A 19,281-nucleotide genomic window follows, 5' to 3' on the forward strand; every position below is an offset into this window, starting at 1 on the left:
GACGCCGTTCAGGGCGGCGTGTTGGTGATCTGCGGATCCTGGCTGGGGTACAGCATCGTCACCGTCTTGGGGTCGGCGAACAGCAGCACCGCGCCCTTGGTCACGGTGGACGTGGTCGGCATGCTGATCGCGACCGTGCCGTCGTCGCTCGCGGGGCAGTAGTTGCTGATGTTCAGCGACGGTCCCTGGCCCAGCGTCTTGAACACCGTGCCCATCAGCGCGAGGTCGGAACCATCGGCCTGGGAGATGAAGCAGAAGCCGGCATCCGCGGGTACCCACAGCGGCGGGGTGACCCGCTCCGTGGCGGCGTAGTCGCTGAAGTACTCGCAGCTGGCGAAGACGCCCAGCTCATCGATCTTGGCTCGGACGTAGTACGTGTTGTCGGTCATGGTTGACGGCCCTCTTCCTCGTTGTGGATCATTTTTGTGTGCCGCAACCGGAAGCGCGTCAATCAGTGCGCGCGCAGGCTCATATGGATTTCATACAGCGCTGCGCTTCCTCCCAGGCCTGCGTGACTTCTGCATGGACGTGCAGCAGCTGCGGCATTTGCTCAAGCATATGGTTCACCGTGCGGCACTGCGCAAGAGCTTCTGCGGCTTTGCCGGTATCTTTCAACGCTTGCGCGGTACTTAGCTCGGTGCGGGCCAGTGCCGTGCGCAGGGCCAGGTCTTCACTGCGCTTGGCCAGTGCATCAGCCAGCCGCTGCTGCAGAGGCTGCAGGGCGGCCAGCGACTCGGCCGGGCTCATGTGCGGCAGCATCAACTGCAGCAGCCGGCTGCGATAGGGCAAGCGGCGCAAGGCGGCGCTGGGGTTCTTCGCCTGCTCCGCGGCGTCCAGCGCATCCACGCGGGCGAGCAGCTCCTGCAGGCGCGGCATCGGCGGCGGGTTCAGCTCGGCCTGGGTGATCTCCGTGGCCATCAGCGAGCTGTTCCACTGCGAGTTGCCGGGGTCGTGCAGCAGCAGGTCGTGCGCGAGCTCGGCCGCGCGGCGCAGCTCGGCCTGGGCCGCGTCGCGCTCACCCAGATGGCGCAGCGCATCGCCCAGGTACAAATGGACCAGCGCCTCGCGGCTCTCCCACAGCGCGTCCTTCGGCGCGTCGGCGCGCACCTGCTCGATCAGCGTACGGGCTTCCCCGAGCACATCGCGAACCTGCGCGTACTGGCCGCGCTGCGCCTGCACCGTACCGAGCCAGCTCATGGTGTCGGCGAGTTCGGCGCGCAGCGTGTTGTCGCCCGCCTGGCCCTGCAGCGCGCGCTGCTTGAGATCCATCGACACGCGGAAGCGCTTCTCGGCCTCGGCCAGTTCGCCCGTGCCCAGCAGGGCCGAGCCCAGGCTGTTGTTGGCGTAGGAGAGTTCGGCCAGCGCCTCTGCGTCATCGGGTGCGCTGGCCAGCCACTGCTCGCAGCGCTGCAGATAGGCCGCCATCGATTCGCGGGCGGCGCTGAAACGGCGCTGCGTGTAGGCCACGTGGCCCAGCCAGAACTCGGCGGCGCCCTGGGCCTTGCGCCAGGCGGCGACCTGCTTGTTGTCGCCGGTCGGGTCGGCGGCCAGGATCTTCAGCGCGGCCTGCAGCGGCGCGACAGCAGCATCCAGCTCGCGCTTGGAAACCCGCACCTCCCCGATCACGGTTAAGGCCTTCGCGCGCTGCAGGCGGGCGCCCACGTCCTTCGAGCCCTCGCCGTCACCGTCGTAGCGGGCCAAGTAGTCCAGCGCCTTGCTGCCCACGCTGTCCAGCAATTCCAGCCGGCCCACCGGGCGCAGCTTGTCGGCGAAGTCGCCCAGCATGTAGCTCAGCAGGTCATCGGCCTGCTGCCGCCGGGCCAGCGCCTGCTGCTCGGCCCGATCGGCGCGCACGGCCTCGGCCACCGAGAGGCCCGTCAGCGCGATCAGGGTCACCAGCCCCAGGCCGCCGATGCCCACCGCCAGCCGGTGCCGCCGCGCGAAGCGGCTCAACACATAGAGCGCGCTGTCGCGTCGCGCGCTGATGGGCTCGAAGGCCAGCCAGCGGCGCAGGTCGTCGGCCAGTTGCTCGGCGTTGGCATAGCGCTCCGCGGGTGACTTCTTCAGCGCCTTGGCCAGGATCGTGTCCAGATCGCCGCGCAGCGCCGGGACGACGTCCGACAGCCGGCGTGGCTCCTGCTCGACGATGGCGCGCAGCCGGTCGACGTGCGTCTGCGTGTCCACATCGGTCGGATGCTTGCCGCCCAGCAGCAGGTAGAGCAGCACGCCCAGCGCGTAGACGTCGGTGGCCGTGGTGACTTCCTGGCGCTGCACCTGCTCCGGCGCGGCGTAGTTGAGCGTGTACGCATGGCCCGCCTGGCGGGTCAGCTCGGTGGCCTCGCCGCTGCCGGTGGCGTCGTCCAGCAGCTTGGCGATGCCGAAGTCCAGCAGCTTCACCTCGCCGGCATCGGTGACGAGGATGTTGCTGGGCTTCAGGTCGCGGTGCAGGATCAGCCGCACATGCGCATGCGCCACGGCCGCCAGCACATCGAGGAACAGCGTGACGCGCTGGCGCGCATCCAGGCCCTTGGCATTGCAGTACTCGGTGATCGGCGTGCCGTCCACGTACTCCAGCACCAGGTAGGGCTGCGAGCCGGCCGCCACACCCGCCACGCCCGCATCAAGCATGCGCGCGATGTGCGGATGGGCCAGGCGGGCGAGGATCTGCCCTTCCCGCGCGAAGCGGCCCTGCGCGGGCTCGCCCTCGCGCATGCCGATGAGGCTCGTGGTCAGGAACTTGATGGCGACTTCGCCGTCGAAGCGCCCGTCGGTGCGCCGCGCCAGCCACACCGTGCCCATGCCGCCCTGGCCCAGCTCGCGCACCAACGTGTAGGCGCCCATCACCTGGCCGGCTTCGAGCTGCGAGCCCATCAGCGCCGGCCGGTCCAGGAACTCCGCGGCCTCCAGCTCGCCCTGGCGCGCCAGCAGCTCGGCCAGGTCATCGGCCAGCGCCGCGTCTTCCTCGCGCAATTGCGCCAGCCGTGCCGCGCGGTCCTGTGGCGGCAGATCGAGCAGTTCGTCCAGATACGGGCTCAACACCGGCCAGCGCGATTGCGTCACATAACGGTTCATTTCATCGCCATCGAAAGAAAGATTCGGGCCTTGCTCCAGTCGCGCTGCACCGTGCGCTCGGTGATGTCGAGCGCCTGCGCGATTTCCGCCTCGGTGAGCCCGCCGAAGTAGCGCATCTCCACCACCTGGGCCAGCCGCTCGTCGTGGACCGCCAGCGCCTGCAGCGCCTCGTGCACCCGAAGGATCTCGTCGTCCTGCTGCGGCGCGAGATCGGCCACGACCGTGTTCAAGGTGACGAACTGCAGGTGCCCGCCCCGCCGGTCCGCCTGGCGGGCGCGCACATGGTCCACCACCACCGAGCGCATCACGCGCGCGGCATAGGCCAGGAAGTGCTTGCGATCCGGAAAGTCCTGACCCTGGGCCTGCCCCTGGCCGTCAACCAGCCGCAGCCAGGACTCGTGCACCAGGTCCGTGGGGTTCAGGCTCAGCTCGCCGGAGCGGGACAGGCGCGCGCGCGAGATGCGCCGCAGGTCCGCATACAGCAGGCTCATCACCTGGTCGGCCGCCTGCCGGTCGCCGCCATGGGCGGCGCGCAGCAACAAGGTGACCTCCGATGAAGAAGAGAAAGCCCGTGGATCGGGCTCTTCCTGAGGCTGGGGCGGGGGCTGAGGAACGGTGTTGATCAAGAAGGAGGTCCCAACGAACGATTTATTTTTTGTCGATGTCGGGATCCGCTCGCGCAGTCCGTTCTATCAGATGAGGACATCGGCGCTGACCCGTTGAACAGGGAGGCCCGTCAAGGGCAGCGGCACCGCAGATGTCCTCACCTGGACACATAACGAGCATCCGCAACACATCCGATATGTATCTTAACCAGCGCCTGGACGATCAGCCCGTCGAGACCCGGATCCGCACCGACCTCTCGAAGACTCCCCGGTCACGACAGCAGTTCCAGCCCGTGCTCCAGTTGCAGAGCATCGAGGCCTTCGGCGTCCACATCCACCGCCGCATCATCAGCTGCCACAGCGCCGGCAAACGCCCCGCCGTGATGCTGCTGGCCGCCGAGGCGCTGACCGCCGGTGGCGTGGCGCGCAGCGAACTGCTGGCCGCCCTGGGCGCCCGCGTGCGCAGCCGGGTCCGCTCCACCGACCTGGTCGTGCAGATCGCCGACCGCTTCGGCGTCTACCTCGACGGCGACGTCGCCTCGCACACGGAAGCGATCCACGAGCGGCTGAAGCTGGTGCTGCTGGAGGAGTTCGGGTTCGGGGATGTGAGCCTGCGGATTCATCCGCGGTTCGGGGTGGCGACGCATCCGGGGACGGCGGTGAGTGGGGTGGAGTTGGTGGGTGCGGCGGCGCTGGGGATTGAGGGCTGAGGCGGTTGCACTAGCCTGTGGCTACCAGTCACTGACACGACAGCTCGTTCACCGAGCCAACTTGTGCGTTTCCCGCGACGGAAGTCCAAGTCGCGATCGGACAATGGGATCGCTACCGTGGTACTGCTTCTGGTCCTCGAGCGCTGCGATTTCCTCATCTGAATAGACACGTTCGAATTCGCCCGCCTTCGCCGCGGGCTGGGACGCGGCGGCCGCAGGCTCGATAGGCGTGCTCGGTGCTCGGGCAGGCTCGACGACCCAAGCGGGTATGGCGTCCTGCTCAGTCGAGCTGGCCGGCGCCGAAAGCTCGATCCCCTCGTCCTTCTTTTCAGTGCGCTGCTTAACCGGCGCAGGAAGCGGTTCAGGAGCTATGCCGTCCTGAGGTTTGCTTGCCGTAGGTGCTGAAACTTCAATGGGCGCCGCCGGCTGACCATCTGTTGCCGGAGCATTGCTCCCCTTGTTTCCGAACACGAGGTACAGCACTATCGCCGCAGCTGTGATGATGGGCGTCCAGTTCACGACGATGGCAACGTTCTCGCTACCGCAGCTTGGACACACCCGAGACAAATTCTTGCCGCGCGGATACCACGTGTACCGGCAATCGTTGCACTTGTTCTGGCTTCGAAGAGTCTTTGCCATGGGCTCGCTCAGTGGACTACATCGCAGCGAGGTCAGCGGTGGCTTGAGCCAGCGCCTGTACGGCCTGTTGAAGCGCGGGCTGTAGCGCAGCCGCTCGGGACTCGGCGGTTTGACGGAACCGTTGGAGATCAGCGGCACCCGAGCCAAGGACTGCTTCAAGGGCTACCCGTCGCGCACCGAGCCTCGATTTAATCGCCGCGATGTCAGCGGGAGCGACACCAGCACTAGGATTGAAGCGGAAGCGGCGTTCACAGCTGGCGCGCCAGTCGACGACCGCTCTAGTGAGACTCTCGCCAAAGCCACGCACTTGCCGGATACGCGCCCAATCAACGTCTGCAGCAGTCTCTATTCCGAACGAACGCAGCGCGGCCTTTCGCGCAGGGCCCACACCCGTGATGTCCGCGCTGTCGATGAAGATGCCGTCAAGAAACTTCTGCTTCTGTCTCTCTTCTGCTGTCGCATGAAGCTTGTCTAGCTCCTGCTTTTCTCGTTGAGGCAGGCCTTGATACTCATCCCGTGCTCTTATGAGTTCCTGTCGACGCAAACTGAATCCCTGAGGACCAGTGTCCTCCTGGAGTTGCTTGACGAGACGGTCGTACTCTTGTTGAGCCGCCGCCTTGGCATCCTTGCGCCTGCGCCACTCGTTGCTTCTAGGTCCGGAGCCAATCGAACTCAACATGTTCCATCCGACAAAGCCGGCCGCCAAACACCAAAACCACAGCTTCGGCGCGATGACCGCGACGAAGACGGCGAGACCAACGGCCAAGACGCGATAGGCCGTGACCGTACTCTTGCCTGGAACATCGACTGGCAACGGGTTGGGTTTGATCGACAAGTGACCAACACTCGGAATGCTTGCCACCGGCGGCGGCGGCACTGCCTCGATCAGTGCCCAGGCCTTGGCAAGGATGAAACCGGTCGAGGTTGGTGTGTAAGTGGCCCCCAGATCGAGGAAGTACACGACCCCCTGTCTTTCTAGAGCGCACCAGGGGCATGAAAGCAGGTGCTTCGGATACACGTGCATCGCACCGCTCGTGCCGCACCTCTTCAGGTTGGCACGAACGCCGTCCAAAGCGGACACCCATTGCTTGGCGGTTGGGCGGCCGCCCTGAGAGCCAACCTCTGTGAACGCCGCATGGAACATGCTTTGCACAGCGTCCGGCACGATATCCAAGGGAATTGAACGAGGCGGAGGCGAGAAGCCACGTTGCTTCGCATCGCGCGCGTATGCATAGCGGAATGCCTTGATGTCGGCTTCCAGTGCATCCCCGACGCCGTTACGCAATGGAACCCCTGAGTACGGATGCCGGCCGCCGAAGAGCAGGTGGAAGATCAGCAATGCCAATCCGAAATTGTCGTGGTTAGCCTTGCGGACAACACCGTCAAATGAAGACAGGCCTTGCAACTCTGGCGGCGTGTAGTGCGACACGCCCACCTCGCAAAGGTGCAAAGTCCCTCGGGCATCCACCTGGCACGAGTCGCAGTCAATCAGGATGACCTTGCTGTCGCCACCCACCATGACGTTGCCCTGATTGACGTCACCGAGCACATGGCCATGGTCATGGACAGTCTCGAACGCGGAGGCCGTGTTCCTTGCCACAAACAGCAGGTAGTCCCATGCGGCCTTCGGCCGCTCCTGTCTACGGTGCGCGGGACTGTAGACCATGTGGATAGGTTCGCGACCCACCACCTTAGGCATCAAAAATCCGACAACGGGGCCGCCTTTGCTCGCGTGCAGCGTCTCCTGCGGCCAAGCCGCGTAACTGACCAACTGCGCATCTGCCGTTGCGGCCATGAAGGTCAACTTGGACTGCTTCTTTGCGTCGGGAGGCTTGTGGTAGAGCTTGGCGACTTGGTCTGACAAACCGATAACTTCATACACGGAGCCTTCTCCGCCCTTACCCAACTCTCGCGCAAGCTGAAGTGCCGCGCCCTTCGAGGTAACGAGGGTCTTGGCCATCCTCGACTACGCCACTTGTACGGCGAGTGCCAGTGTCTTGTCGTCGTCTGTACGCTCGTTGACCGCGGGGCTGCCCAAGAATCTCACGAGTGCTGACTGAAGCTCGTCCTCCTGTGTCGCGGCTGCGGCGGCCAGCACCTTGAAGAACGGTGCAAAGAATGGCTCGTGTGCGGTGTTTGTCGCCATGTTGAGTGCCCTCGTAGCGGCATCAACGCCCTTCGCCTCGCCTCCTGAATCGCTTCCTCCGGCTCTTCACATCCAGCTGCGCGAAGATCGCCTTCAGGTGGTGTTTGACGGTCTCCGGTGACAGCAGAAGGTTTTTCGCGATCTGCTTGGTGGCGTGATCCTCGGCGAGTTCACTCAGCACGTCGGCCTCGCGCGGCGTGAGCACGCAGGCTGCGGCGCGCCCTGCGGGCGCTCGCGGAAGTACTCCTCTCAGGCCTGCAGTAGGCGCATCGCCCAGCGGACCTGTGGCGAAGTCGACGGATCGGCCTGCTGCTGAAGCCGGCAACCCAGCTGCGCCATCAGCTCGGCGCCGAAGTCGATACCACGCCGAAGTGCTTGCCGCTCCGGGACACCGATCAGAGAGACCGAGCTGATCAGCGCGGCGGTGCAGGCATCGAGGACCGGTGCTTGCCTCGGCTGTCCATCCGGTTGCCAAGCAATTTTTGCGGAATTAAAACTAAAAATAATAATAAATTCGTTCAAAATTACAAAAAGCATATAATCCAACCCACGTTTCGCGACAGCCAGCGGTTTCCCATCGCGGCAAACCCGCCAGCGCTGTCCGACCTTCGCGACGCCCGTCGCCCTTTTGGCCTGCTGAGCTGCAGCCAACCGAGTCACCATGCTCATGCAGGCGTGATCCCCGCCTGCGATCTTGATTGATCACGATTTCAAACACCTCCATTCCCATGGGCCGATACGTCGTTTCGCCCGCGACACACCCGACCGACTGCGGCCGTTTCCGCGCCTCGTTTGCAGTCCGGCGCTCCCAGGGAGAAGGCAGCTACTGCCGCGTGTTCAGGTTCGACACGACGTTTGCATCGCGCGATGCCGCCCGACTGTTTGCCGTCACCCAGGGCTGGCTGCAGACCTCCATGCCGAATCCCCCTTCGTGCTGACGATCTGCTCGCAGCAGACCCCGTCCAGATTTCCGATCCTCGGCGGACCCCGGTTCGCACGCACGCATCGCGACGATGCGCTCTGAATCACTGAAAGACTCATCCATGAGCACCAAGATCTACGTGGGCAACCTGCCCTATTCCGTTACCGATGCCAGCCTCAAGAGCAACTTCGCCGAGTTCGGCGGCGTGACCTCGGCCAAGGTCATGATGGACCGCGAGACCGGCCAATCGAAGGGCTTCGGCTTTGTGGAGATGGCAACGGCCGAGTTCGCCCAGGCGGCGATCACGGCATTGCACGGCATGTCCGTCGATGGCCGCAGCATCGTCGTGAGCCTGGCACGGCCCCGCGAGGACCGCGCCGCGCCTGGCGCGTATAGCGCCACGGGCTACCGCGCAAGCAATCGCCCGGACGTCGGCTACGGCACGGGCGGCTTCGGCGGCGGCCGCTACTGAGCGGTCAGCAGCGTGTTGCGAAAGCCGGCTCACCTGAGCCGGCTTTTTTCGTCCGCTGAGGTCTTCCTGAAAGCTACCGGGGACGGTCGTCGGAAGTTCCAATACACAACGAACGCCCAGAAGCATCCGATATCCGGGGCGACTGATTGATGCACACAAACACGAACCGGCCACGGCCGCATGGCTTCTGCCCAGCGTAAGCAGACTCTGCAAATCGCTGCAAGCGCAAACTCCCGGCGCCATGTCCGATACTCTGACGCCTCTGAAATTCCGCGCCAGACGGCGAGATGAATCAGCCCGCACGCGCAACCCGGACCGCCTTATGCATTCTCTGTCGTCGCTTGCCGTGGTCCTCGTCCTGGCGTTAGCGATTGCCGCACCCAGCACAGCGCAGACTTCCCCGTCGAGCGCCGTGCCTGCTCCAACTTCGTCGCGGACGGACTTGGGGAATTTGCGCGCCGTGCAACCACCCAGCACGCCATTCTCGGAATGGGTGTTCAGCAATTCCCATATTCAGGGCGCCGGCGACATGGCGCGGGACGGTAAGTCCAAGCTGGTTTGGACTCGCTGCTTGGTTGGCCAGAGGCTCGAGTACGGCAATGTGAAGTGCACGGGCGAGGCCTCGCTCATGACCTTGGTCGAAGCGCAAAGTTACGCGGCGGCGCAGCAAGGAGGCTGGCGCGTGCCGACCTCCGAAGAACTCCAGGCTATCTTGCCCTCGGTCTGCCCGCCGGGTATTGATTTTTGGTTCCGCCAGGTCATCGCGGTCGCCATACGCGGGCAAAGAGTGCTGTCTTCCTCCCGCGATGCAGGCGCCTCCGGAGTGTTGATGCCGATAGCTTGTACCGGTGATGTTCAGGCGGAGCCCATTTCCGTCCGAGCGCCCTTCCTGCTTGTCACCGCAGACGAAAGCACTTTCACTGCCAAGCGCAGGGAGATTCAAGACCGGCTTGAGGCGGAACGTCGGGCACGAGTCGCCTCTGGCCAAGATGCATACACGCGCGCGGCTGCCGTCCTTGCCGGGGCGGCTAAAAGTGCGCCGCTGCTTTCGCAGCAGGACGGTACGGTCACCCGTATCAAGTTGCCGGGAAGCTTGGCGCCTACACGAGACTTGCCATGCTTGCGCGGCGATCAGATCGACTCATCGCTCACGCCGCCCGATCTGCACACAGGCTTCCTGAAGTGCCTAGACGAACGTCGTGCTGACGACGCAGTGCAGATGTTTGTCGTCGCCGGCGCCTACTCGCGATATGACGCGCAGCGCGTCGATGACCCAAGCGTGCGTGCCGGGCCTCAGGTCTTGATCATCAACACCAGCTCGCGCTTCACGCCGCAGCAGCGCGAGTTCTTCGTCGGTGAGGTTCAGGGACGATTGGATAAGCCTGAGACCACTCAGGCCATCTGCGTGATCCTGGGACGAATCGGGCCGCCCACCTACTCGCCACGCTACCTTGTGCTGCACGGTTTGAAAGCCCTCACTGCGGCCAATCCAATGGACAACGCGCTGGTGCCCGGCTTTGATGCGGAGAGCACATGGAGGTCGCTGCTTCACAGTTACACCCACTGCGACAAGTGATGGGAACTGCGCGGTAAACGATCGCATGGTGAGCGCGCTTGCCCGCACGGGGCCTTCTTGTCCAGCGAACGCGATAGCCAGGGCAGATGTTTCCTCGACGCATACCGACGAAAGGAAACGCCCGGCGCCTCTTCAAACAGCCAAAATTCATCGCCCAACGCAAGTCGGCTTTCAGCCTGAACCGGTCTCCCAGCCCGCCCCTCACGGCATCAACGCCCTCCGCCTCGCCTCCAGAATCGCCTCCTCGCGGCTCTTCACATCCAGCTTCGCGAAGATCGCCTTCAGGTGGTGCTTGACGGTCTCCGGCGACAGTAGGAGGTTCTTGGCGATCTGCTTGGTGGCGTGATCCTTGGCGAGTTCGCATAGCACGTCGACCTCGCGCGGCGTGAGCACGCTGGCCACAGCGCCTTGCGCGCGCTGGCGGAAGCGCTCTTCCCAGGTCTGCAGCAGGCGCATCGCCCAGCGGGCCTGTGATGACGAAGCGGTCAAGTCGCCCTGCGGCTGCTGCTGCAGCCAGCCGCGCAACTGCGCCATCAGCTCGGCGCCGAAGTCGATGAACACCTGCACGACGCCGGCCTGCTCGCCGATAGTCAGGGCCTGCGCCAGCGCGGCCTCGTCCTGCGCGGCGCGCGCCAGCATCAGGGCGGCGACAAGCTCCGAGATGCGGTGACCGCTGCCCTGCGCCAGGGCCTGCAGCGAGCGCGCGACATCGGCCGCCTGCGCCGCCTCGCTGCGCGCCATCAGCAGCCCGAAGGTCGCCCGCGCGATGCCTTCGACCAGCACCCAGGGCAGCGCGAAGGGCTCGCGGGCCAGTTGCCACGGCACATCGAGCTTGATGCGCTCGGCCATCGCCTGCATGCCGGCCAAGTCGCCCAGCCGGCCCAGCAGTTCCACCTGCGCGGCGCCGGCGAGCGCTTCCAGCGGCGGCAGGTTTTCCTCGAAGGCGAGCTGCCGCGCTTCCTGGAGCTGGGCCATCGCGCGCTCCGCATGGCCCAGCGCGAACTCGCACAGCGCGGCTTCCACCTGGCTGCCCTGCAGCACCTCCAGCAGCCGGATCGGCGAAGCCGGCACGGTGCTGAAGTGCTCGCGTGCGGCCGTCAGTTCGCCGCGCAGGTAGGCCACGTGGCCCAGCAGCACCAGCACGAGCTGGTTCAGCGAGCCCTGGCGGAAGTTGAGGAAGTTGGCGTCCTGCTGCAGCGAGAGGCGGATGTGCCGGTCGGCCTTGGCCAGCTCGCCCTGCGCCAGCGCCGTGCGCGCGTGATACAGCGAGATCCAGGGGCTGTTACCGCCGTAGGCGCCGTGGGCGAAGATGGCTTCCATCTCGCGCACGCGGCGCTCGCAGCGGTCGATCGGGCCGTAGCGGTGCAGGAAGTAGATCTCGATCGGCACCGTGCAGGCGAGCAGGCGTTCGTCGTCGGCGCTGTGTGCGCGCGCCAGGCCCACGCCCTGGTCCAGCACCGACCACGGCGAGAAGCGCAGGCTCTGTGCGGACGCGTGGATCTGCATCGTGCAGCGGACGATCTCCAGGTCGAAGCGAGCCGGGTCCTCGGGGCCGGTGTCGGCCTCGCGGATCTGCTGCTCCAGCCGCTCGAACTCGGGCAGCAGGCCCGCCGTGCCGCCCTCCAGCGCGAGCTGCATCATCTGGATCAGGCGCAGCCGCGGGCGGCGGCGGATCACCGCGTCGGGCAATTGCTCCAGCATCAGGCGCAGGCGCACCGCACCTTCGGTGGCGACGAGGCGGAAGGCGCCGGCCTCTTCGATCAGGTCGGCGCCCAGGTCGAGCCGGCCGCCGGCCACCGCGTGGGCCACAGCCTCGTGCAGCTCGCCGCGGGCGGCCAGGTGGCGAGCGGCGCGCAGGTGCAGGGCCGCGGCCTGGCCGGGCGCGCTCAGCTCCAGCGCATCGGTCAGGTAGTCGCGCAGCAGCGGGTGCAGGCGGGCCGACCAGTTCTGCTCGTCCACGACCACCACCGGCCGGATGCGCGCGAGCTGGCGGATCAGCGCCAGGCTGTCCTCGCGCTGGCGCAGCGCATTGGCCGCGGCCACGTCCACCCGCTCCAGCACCGAGACTTCGCCGAGGAACTCCAGCAGCGGCGCCGGCAAGGTGGCGAGCACCTCGTTGGCGAGGTAGTCGAAGATCTGGCGGCGCGGGATCTTGATGGCCTCGCGGCCCAGGGTCGGGGCCGGCACCGGGGCGCCGTCGGCGCGCAGCCGCGCGAGCTGCAGCGCGAAGGGCCATCCGTCGGCATAAGCCGTCATTTGAGCGGCAGCCTGCTCGCTCAGCGCGCCGGCCAGCAGGCTCATCGCCTCCTCGCGGTTGAAGCGCAGCAGCTCGGCATCCACCAGCCGCAGCTTGCCGGCGAGCTGCAGCCGGGTGAGGTGGTGATGCGGCATCTCGCGGCTGGCCAGCACGATGCGCAGGGATGCGGGCGCCACGCGGGCGAGCTGCTCGACGATGCCGTCCACCTCGGGCCCGGAGGCGCGCTCGAAATCGTCGATGCACACCAGCAGCGGCGCCGCCAGCGCGGCCAGCCGCTCGACCAGCACCGCCTGCCCCGCCGCGCCCTGCGGCCCCAGCTCGCAGCGGGCCAGCGCCGCGGCCAGGTTGTCGGCGAACATGGCCGGCTCCTTGTCGCGCTCGTCGCAGTTCAGCCAGGCCACCTGCTCGCCGCCGGCGCGGGCCTGGGCGGCCAGTTGGGCCAGCACCGTGGTCTTGCCGAAGCCGGCCGGCGCGCTCAGCAGGGTGAGCCGCGCGGAGGCCGGCGGTGTGGCCAGCAGCTGGTCCATCACCCGCTGGCGCCAGAGCGCCTCGTCCACGTCGACGATGGGCGCAAAACGCAGGCTGGACGACGCGGCGGGGGCTGTCATGGCGGGTCATTGTGCATGGCGCCCCACGACCTAACGCCCAGTTTCCCGGGAGCGGGTTTGCCCCATCACCCGACTTTTCCGGCCGCATCCCCCGCCGCCTCCGTTGTCGCGAACGGGTCGTGAATCCAGACTGCAAGGCAACCCAAACGCAACCCGCACCGGAGCCTTCGCAATGCCGTCTTCCTACGCAGCACCTCGTCTCCGCCCGCTGGCCCTGGCACTGCTGGCCGCGGTGCCGGCCTTGGCCCTGGCCCAAGAGCAGCCGGCCGCCGTGCAAGCCACCGCCCCGGCCGACGACGCCTCGGGCACCAAGCTGGAGACCGTCGTCGTCACCTCGCAGCGCCGCGTCGAGCTGCTGCAGGACGTGCCGGTGGCCGTGAAGGCCTTCTCCGCCAAGCAGATCGACGCGATGGGCATCACGAGCACGCAGGACTTCGTGAACCTGACGCCGAACATGTCCTTCGACAACAGCTTCACCTACGGCAATTCCTTCGTCGTGTTGCGCGGCGTGACGCAGATCAACAACGCCGACTCGCCGGTGGCCGTGGTCATCGACGGCGTGCCGCAGAACAACCAGAAGCAGCTCAAGATGAACCTGTTCGACATCGAACGGATCGAGGTGCTGAAGGGCCCGCAGGGTGCGCTGTACGGCCGCAACGCCATCGGCGGCGCGATCAACATCGAGACCAAGCCGCCCAGCAATGACCTGCAGGGCTTCGTCGGCATGGAGCTGGGCAACGGCGGCAAGCGCGAGCTGTCGGCCGGCGTCAGCGGCGCGCTGAAGGAGGACGTGGCGCTGTTCCGCATCGTCGGCCAGACGCTGCAGAGCGACGGCCTGATCGACAACACCTACCTGAACCGCAAGATCGACGGTGTCGACCACGACAACTCGCTGCGCGCCAAGCTGCTGCTGCGCCCCAGCAGCGACGTGCAGATCGACCTGCGCGCTAGCACGGTCGACTACAAGGCCGGCGCCACCTGGGACAGCGTCGTCGCCAGCGGCAAGCCGGCCGACATCGTCAACCCGGCCGAGAACCTGTTCGGCAAGACCACCGGCACGACGAACGACTTCAGCGCCAAGGTGGAGGCGGATTTCGCCTTCGGCACGCTGACCGCGATCACCGGCTACACAAAGCTCAAGGAGAGCTACCGCGGCGACCTGGACTTCAGCAACCCGAGCGCCCTGCCCGGCGGCTTCCTGGGCCTGGGCTTCCAGGCCGGCCAGGGCCAGGACCTGAACGTGCGCATGGCGAGCCAGGAGCTGCGCCTGACCTCCAAGGCCAGCCAGCCGCTGCGCTGGATCGCTGGCGTCTACTACCTGGACACCAAGCGTGACCTGGAAACCCGCGCCTTCGTCGACACCGACAACTCGCTCGCGCAGTACGACGACATGAGCAAGGTCATCATCGACAACAAGGAGAGCAACCACAACAAGGCCTCGGCCGTGTTCGGCCAGCTCGACTACGACTTCAGGAAAGACCTGACCCTCTCCACCGCGCTGCGCTACGACCGCGACGAGCGCCACCAGGACGACCTGATCAACGGCGGCAGCCGCGAAGCCAGCTACAGCAAGTGGCAGCCCAAGGTGACGCTGACGCACAAGCTGAACAGCGACGAGCTGGTGTACGGCACCGTGAGCACCGGCTTCCGCTCCGGCGGCTTCAATGCGCCGGGCCAGGCCGACTTCAAGCCCGAGACGCTGACCAATGCCGAGCTGGGCATGAAGACCATGCTGCTGGACAACCGGCTGCAGCTGAACGCCGCCGTGTTCGCCTCGCGCTCGAAGAACTTCCAGTTCTTCTACGTGGACGTGTCGCAGGGCGCGCAGGTGATCTCCAACATCGACAAGGTGGACCTGAAGGGCCTGGACCTGGACTTCCGCTTCCTGCCGATGAAGGGCCTGGAGTTCGACGGCGGCCTGGGCATCACCGACAGCACGATCAAGAAGGACACGGCCGAGCCCGGTGCCGTGGGCAACCACACGCCGAAGACGGTGCCCTTCAAGGTCAACCTCGGCGTGCAGTACTCGCAATCGGTGGCGGCCGGCATTGAGGGCTCGATCCGCCTGGACTACGAGCACCGCGACAAGAAGTACTGGCACCCGGACAACGTCAACGTCTCGCCCGCGCTGGACCTGTGGGGCCTGCGGATGGGCCTGCACGGCGCGAAGGACAAATGGAGCGTCTCGCTGGTGGGCAAGAACCTGGGGAACAAGCGCTACCACGCGGACTACAACGCCGGCAAGTACGGCGGGCTGCCCTACGACATCGGCTCGCTCGCCGCGCCGCGGACGTACGGCATCGAGGCGAAGTGGCGGTTCGAGTGAAGAGAGTGAATACAGAGGGAGCAGCAGCAATGATTCGAGTGGGCATTGACGTCGGCGGCACCAACACCGACGCCGTCGTGATGCGAGGCCGCGAGGTCCTGCATGGATTGAAGACCGCCACCACGGCGGACGTGATGGGCGGCGTCGTCACGGCGCTGCGCGAGGTGATCGCCGGCGCCCGTGTGGACAAGGCCGAGATCGGCGCGGTGATGATCGGCACGACGCAGTTCACCAATGCCATCGTGGAGCGCCGCAAGCTGAGCCCGGTGGGCATCATCCGCCTGGGGCTGCCCGCCACGCGCGGCCTGCCGCCGGGCTGCGACTGGCCGGACGACATGATCGCCGCCGTCAAGCTGCATGCTCGCCTGGCCCAGGGCGGCTACGAATACGACGGCAAGCTGCTCGGCACGCCGGATGCCGACGAGATCCGCCGCCACGCCCGCGAGTTCGCCGAGGCCGGGCTCAAGGACATCGCCATCTCCTGCGCCTTCTCGATCCTCAACGACGAGCAGGAGCGGGAGGCCGCCGCGCTGGTGCGCGAGGCGATCCCCGATGCGCGGATCACGCTGTCGTCGCAGATCGGCCGGCTGGGCCTGCTGGAGCGGGAGAACGCGGCGATCCTGAACGCCTGCCTGGGCCCGCTGGGCCTGGAGGTGATCGCGGCCTTCCGCAACGCGCTGGCCGAGAGCGGCATCACCGCGCCCTTCTACCTGACGCAGAACGACGGCACGCTGATGTCCGCCGAGCACGCGGCGCGCTTCCCGATCCTGACCGTGGCCTCGGGCCCGACCAACTCGATGCGCGGCGCGGCCTTCCTCTCGGGGCTGAAGGACGCGATCGTCGTCGACATCGGCGGCACCACCTCCGACGTCGGTGTGCTGCAGGCCGGCTTCCCGCGCCAGGCCGGCGTGGCGGTGGAAGTGGGCGGCGTACGGACGAACTTCCGCATGCCCGACGTCTACAGCATGGGCCTGGGCGGCGGCTCGCGCGTGGCGACCGACTACGCGGCGCTGGGCCCGCAGAGCGTGGGCTACGCGATCCACACCGAGGCGCTGGTGTTCGGCGGCAAGACGATGACGGCCACCGACATCGCGGTGGCGGCCGGCGTGGCGAAGCTCGGCGACGCATCGAAGGTGGCTCACCTGCCCGCCGAGGGCGTCAAGGCCGGCTACGAGCGGCTCCAGCAGATGGTGTTCAACGCGGTGGAGCGGATGCGCACCTCGGCCGAGCCGCTGCCGGTGATCGTCGTGGGCGGCGGTTCCATCCTGCTGCGCGACGAGCTGAAGGGCCAGCCGCTGACGATCCCGCCGCACTTCGGCTGCGCCAACGCGGTGGGCGCGGCGATGGCCCAGGTCAGCGGCGAGGTGGACCGCGTCGTGCGCCTGGACGACATCCCGCGCGACGAGGCCATCGCCCAGGTGCGGGCCGCCGCCGAGCAGAAGGCCGTGGACGCCGGTGCTGATCCAGAGACGCTGGCCGTCATCGACATCGAGGACGTGGCGCTGGCCTATATCGGCGGCAACGCCACGCGGCTGCGCGTACGCGTGGTGGGTGACCTGAACGAGAAGAAGGAATCGAAGGCATGAGCATCACGATGATCGACGTGAAGGACCTGGACGCGATCGCGATCGGCGCGGCGCTGTACGGCACCGGCGGCGGCGGCGATCCGCACATCGGCAAGCTGCTGGCGCAGCGCTCGATCCGCGAGCACGGGCCGACGAAGCTGATCACGCTGGACGAGCTGAACGACGACGACCTGATCATCTCGGTGGCGATGATCGGCGCGCCCGCCGTGATGCTGGAGCGCCTGGCCGAGACGGCACCGCTGATCGCCGCGCTGCGTGAGCTGGAAGCCAAGCTCGGCCGCCGGGCCACGGCGCTGTTCTCCGCCGAGGTGGGCGGGCTGAACTCGGTGATCCCGTTCAGCGTGGCGACCGAGCTGGGCCTGCCGCTGGTGGATGCCGACACGATGGGCCGCGCCTTCCCGAATCTGGAGATGACCTTGTGCACGCTACAGGGCATCGTGCCGGTGCCGCTGGCGCTGGCCGACGAGAAGGGCAATCGGCTGCTGATGGACACGATAGACAACGCTCACCTGGAGCGTTATGTCCGCTCGATCACGATGGACATGGGCGGCTCCTGCTACTCGGCGCTGTATTCGATGACGGTGGCGCAGGCGAAGAAGAGCCTGGTGCAGGGTTCGATCTCGATGACGCAGCGGGCCGGCAAGGCGCTGTTCGAGGCGCGTGCGCGGCACCTGGACCCGGTCGCCGCGCTGGTGCGCGTGACCGGCGGGCACTGCCTGTTCAAGGGCAAGGTGACCGACCTGCAGCGCAAGATCGACGGCCGCTGGAGCAAGGGCGAGGCCACCATCGCGGGCCTGGACGAACACGCCGGCCAGACCGCCACGCTGCTGTACCAGAACGAGTTCCTGATGGCGCGCACCGGCGATCGCGTGCTGGCCAGCACGCCGGACCTGATCTGCACCGTGGACATGGAAACCGGCGAGCCGATCACCGCCGAACAGGTGCGCTACGGCCTGAGAGTGGCGGTGCTGGGCCTGCCCAGCGTGCCCGAGTGGCGCTCGCCGGCGGCCATCGCGCTGGTGGGCCCGCGAGCCTTCGGCTACGACGTGGACTACCGCGCCGTCGAGCAGCTCGCGATGGACCGGAGCTGAGTGGTCATGCCCACCGACACCGCTCATCAACAGAAACCGGTCGGCGCCTGGCGGATCATCCTGATCCTGCTGGCCGCGATGATCGCCCTACCCGCCTTCGTGATGGGCGCGGAGATCGGCCATGCCTTCGGCGCCGGGCCGGCGCTCTTCGTCTGCCTGGCCGGCGGCGGGCTGCTGGGCCTGCTGGCCGCGCTGACCGGCGCCGCCGGTGCGCAGCGCCGCTGCACCACCTACGAGCTGATCGGCGAGGCCTTCGGCCTGCAGGGCGCAAAGATCGCCAACGGCGTGCTGGGCATCAGCGTGCTGGGCTGGTATGGCGTGATGGCGACGATGCTGGGCCATGCGCTGGCCTCGATGGGGCCAGGTCTTGCCGCGCAACCGCTGTGGCTGCTCTCGCTGGCCGGCTGCGTGCTCACCACCGGTACGGCGATGGTGGGCTCCCGCGCACTGAACTGGCTGTCCACCCTGACCACGCCGCTGAAGATCGCGCTGCTGGCCTGGACCTGCGCCGCTGCATTGAGCGGTGGCGACATCGCTGCGATGTGGCGTTATGTCCCCGCTGTGGCGGCACCGCTGGGCACCGGCGTGTCGATGGTCGTCGGCGGGCTGATCGTCGGCGCGGTGCTGTCGCCGGACGTCTGCCGCTTCGCCCTCTCGCCCCGCCGCGCGGCGCTCGGCGCGGGGCTCGCATACGGCCTGGGCTTCCCGCTGGTGCTGATCCTCGCGGGCCTGCCCAGCCTCGCCAGCGGCGAGAAGGACATGATCAAGATCATGCTCACGCTGGGCCTCGGCCTGCCGGCGATGCTCACCGTCGTGCTGACCGCCTGGTCCACCAACACCTTCAACCTGTACTCCGCCACCCTGATCGGCCAGACCCTCGCTCCCCGCACGCGCAGCTGGCGCCTGGCGCTGGCCGCCGGCGCGATCGGCACCGCGGCGGGCCTCGGCGGCATCAGCGAACTGCTGCTGCCCTACCTGCTGTGGCTCAGCATCACGATCCCACCGATCGGCGGCATCTACCTGGTCCACGTCGCGCTGGCCGGACCGGACCGCAGCACCACGGCTTGGCGGCCCGAGGCGCTCGCAGCGTGGGCCCTGGGCAGCGCCTGGGCCGCGCTGGCCCCGCGCTGGGGTTGGGCATTGACGCCGGTGGCGGCGATCGATGCGATCGGTGTCGCTGCAGGGGCGTATGCGCTGCTGGCGATGACGAGGCGACGGGCTCGGCTGAAAGCGGCGTGAGCCATCGGAACGATGGCTGGTAGATTGACGCG

Annotated in this window: 17 protein-coding genes; 8 read left to right on the forward strand and 9 right to left on the reverse strand. The window is 67.0% G+C overall.

Going from position 1 to position 19,281, the window contains the following annotated elements:
- Positions 1-8: 8 nt before the first annotated feature.
- From SNE35_RS28245 to SNE35_RS28255, 3 genes are all read right to left on the reverse strand, one after another.
- Positions 9-389, reverse strand: a complete 381-nt coding sequence (locus tag SNE35_RS28245) for a hypothetical protein (RefSeq protein WP_320426392.1) — start codon at positions 387-389, stop codon at positions 9-11.
- Between the two features lie 79 nt (positions 390-468).
- Positions 469-3,072 carry a protein kinase domain-containing protein gene (locus SNE35_RS28250; RefSeq protein WP_320426393.1) on the reverse strand — a complete coding sequence of 868 codons (2,604 nt, stop codon included), beginning with the start codon at positions 3,070-3,072 and terminating at the stop codon, positions 469-471.
- Positions 3,069-3,614, reverse strand: a complete 546-nt coding sequence (locus tag SNE35_RS28255) for an ECF-type sigma factor (protein WP_320426394.1) — start codon at positions 3,612-3,614, stop codon at positions 3,069-3,071. The genes SNE35_RS28250 and SNE35_RS28255 overlap by 4 nt, the downstream gene beginning before the upstream one ends.
- 260 nt (positions 3,615-3,874) lie before the next feature.
- On the opposite strand from SNE35_RS28255, the gene SNE35_RS28260 reads away from it, so the two are divergent.
- Complete coding sequence (locus SNE35_RS28260; protein WP_320426395.1) at positions 3,875-4,387, forward strand: GGDEF domain-containing protein; 513 nt, start codon at positions 3,875-3,877, stop codon at positions 4,385-4,387.
- A 48-nt stretch (positions 4,388-4,435) separates the two neighbouring features.
- On the opposite strand, the gene SNE35_RS28265 is transcribed toward SNE35_RS28260, so the two are convergent.
- Genes SNE35_RS28265 through SNE35_RS28285 form a run of 5 tightly spaced genes read right to left on the reverse strand, consistent with a single transcriptional unit; the run spans position 4,436 to position 7,841 of the window.
- Positions 4,436-5,026 carry a hypothetical protein gene (locus tag SNE35_RS28265; protein ID WP_320426396.1) on the reverse strand — a complete coding sequence of 197 codons (591 nt, stop codon included), beginning with the start codon at positions 5,024-5,026 and terminating at the stop codon, positions 4,436-4,438.
- Positions 5,027-5,042: 16 nt separating this feature from the next.
- Positions 5,043-6,986 carry a helix-hairpin-helix domain-containing protein gene (locus tag SNE35_RS28270; RefSeq protein WP_320426397.1) on the reverse strand — a complete coding sequence of 648 codons (1,944 nt, stop codon included), beginning with the start codon at positions 6,984-6,986 and terminating at the stop codon, positions 5,043-5,045.
- Positions 6,987-6,992: 6 nt separating this feature from the next.
- Positions 6,993-7,172 carry a hypothetical protein gene (locus SNE35_RS28275; protein WP_320426398.1) on the reverse strand — a complete coding sequence of 60 codons (180 nt, stop codon included), beginning with the start codon at positions 7,170-7,172 and terminating at the stop codon, positions 6,993-6,995.
- A gap of 22 nt (positions 7,173-7,194) precedes the next feature.
- Positions 7,195-7,377 carry a helix-turn-helix domain-containing protein gene (locus SNE35_RS28280; protein WP_320426399.1) on the reverse strand — a complete coding sequence of 61 codons (183 nt, stop codon included), beginning with the start codon at positions 7,375-7,377 and terminating at the stop codon, positions 7,195-7,197.
- Between the two features lie 44 nt (positions 7,378-7,421).
- Positions 7,422-7,841: a hypothetical protein gene (locus SNE35_RS28285; protein ID WP_320426400.1), complete on the reverse strand. Its 420-nt coding sequence runs from the start codon at positions 7,839-7,841 to the stop codon at positions 7,422-7,424.
- 59 nt (positions 7,842-7,900) lie between these two features.
- Here SNE35_RS28285 and SNE35_RS28290 point away from each other — a divergent pair, with 59 nt between their 5' ends.
- The 3 genes from SNE35_RS28290 to SNE35_RS28300 all read left to right on the forward strand — a co-directional run bounded on the left by SNE35_RS28290 (position 7,901) and on the right by SNE35_RS28300 (position 10,142).
- Positions 7,901-8,110, forward strand: coding sequence for a hypothetical protein (locus tag SNE35_RS28290; protein ID WP_320426401.1), 210 nt, complete (start codon positions 7,901-7,903; stop codon positions 8,108-8,110).
- Between the two features lie 105 nt (positions 8,111-8,215).
- Positions 8,216-8,566, forward strand: a complete 351-nt coding sequence (rbp, locus tag SNE35_RS28295) for an RNA-binding regulator (protein ID WP_320426402.1) — start codon at positions 8,216-8,218, stop codon at positions 8,564-8,566.
- Positions 8,567-8,807: 241 nt separating this feature from the next.
- Positions 8,808-10,142, forward strand: a complete 1,335-nt coding sequence (locus SNE35_RS28300) for an Lcl C-terminal domain-containing protein (protein ID WP_320426403.1) — start codon at positions 8,808-8,810, stop codon at positions 10,140-10,142.
- A 201-nt stretch (positions 10,143-10,343) separates the two neighbouring features.
- Here SNE35_RS28300 and SNE35_RS28305 read toward each other — a convergent pair whose 3' ends face one another.
- On the reverse strand, positions 10,344-13,007 hold the full coding sequence (locus tag SNE35_RS28305; RefSeq protein ID WP_320426404.1) for a LuxR C-terminal-related transcriptional regulator: 2,664 nt from the start codon (positions 13,005-13,007) through the stop codon (positions 10,344-10,346).
- A gap of 172 nt (positions 13,008-13,179) precedes the next feature.
- On the opposite strand from SNE35_RS28305, the gene SNE35_RS28310 reads away from it, so the two are divergent.
- Genes SNE35_RS28310 through SNE35_RS28325 form a run of 4 tightly spaced genes read left to right on the forward strand, consistent with a single transcriptional unit; the run spans position 13,180 to position 19,249 of the window.
- Positions 13,180-15,333: a TonB-dependent receptor gene (locus SNE35_RS28310; protein ID WP_320426405.1), complete on the forward strand. Its 2,154-nt coding sequence runs from the start codon at positions 13,180-13,182 to the stop codon at positions 15,331-15,333.
- 29 nt (positions 15,334-15,362) lie between these two features.
- Positions 15,363-16,919: a hydantoinase/oxoprolinase family protein gene (locus tag SNE35_RS28315; protein ID WP_320426406.1), complete on the forward strand. Its 1,557-nt coding sequence runs from the start codon at positions 15,363-15,365 to the stop codon at positions 16,917-16,919.
- On the forward strand, positions 16,916-18,010 hold the full coding sequence (locus tag SNE35_RS28320) for an S-methyl thiohydantoin desulfurase family protein (RefSeq protein WP_320426407.1): 1,095 nt from the start codon (positions 16,916-16,918) through the stop codon (positions 18,008-18,010). The genes SNE35_RS28315 and SNE35_RS28320 overlap by 4 nt, the downstream gene beginning before the upstream one ends.
- 6 nt (positions 18,011-18,016) lie before the next feature.
- A complete protein-coding gene (locus SNE35_RS28325) occupies positions 18,017-19,249 on the forward strand; it encodes a cytosine permease (protein WP_320426408.1) in 1,233 nt (410 codons plus the stop codon).
- Positions 19,250-19,281: the final 32 nt, after the last annotated feature.

The sequence above is a fragment of the Roseateles agri genome (assembly GCF_034043675.1).
GTDB lineage: Bacteria > Pseudomonadota > Gammaproteobacteria > Burkholderiales > Burkholderiaceae_C > KK5.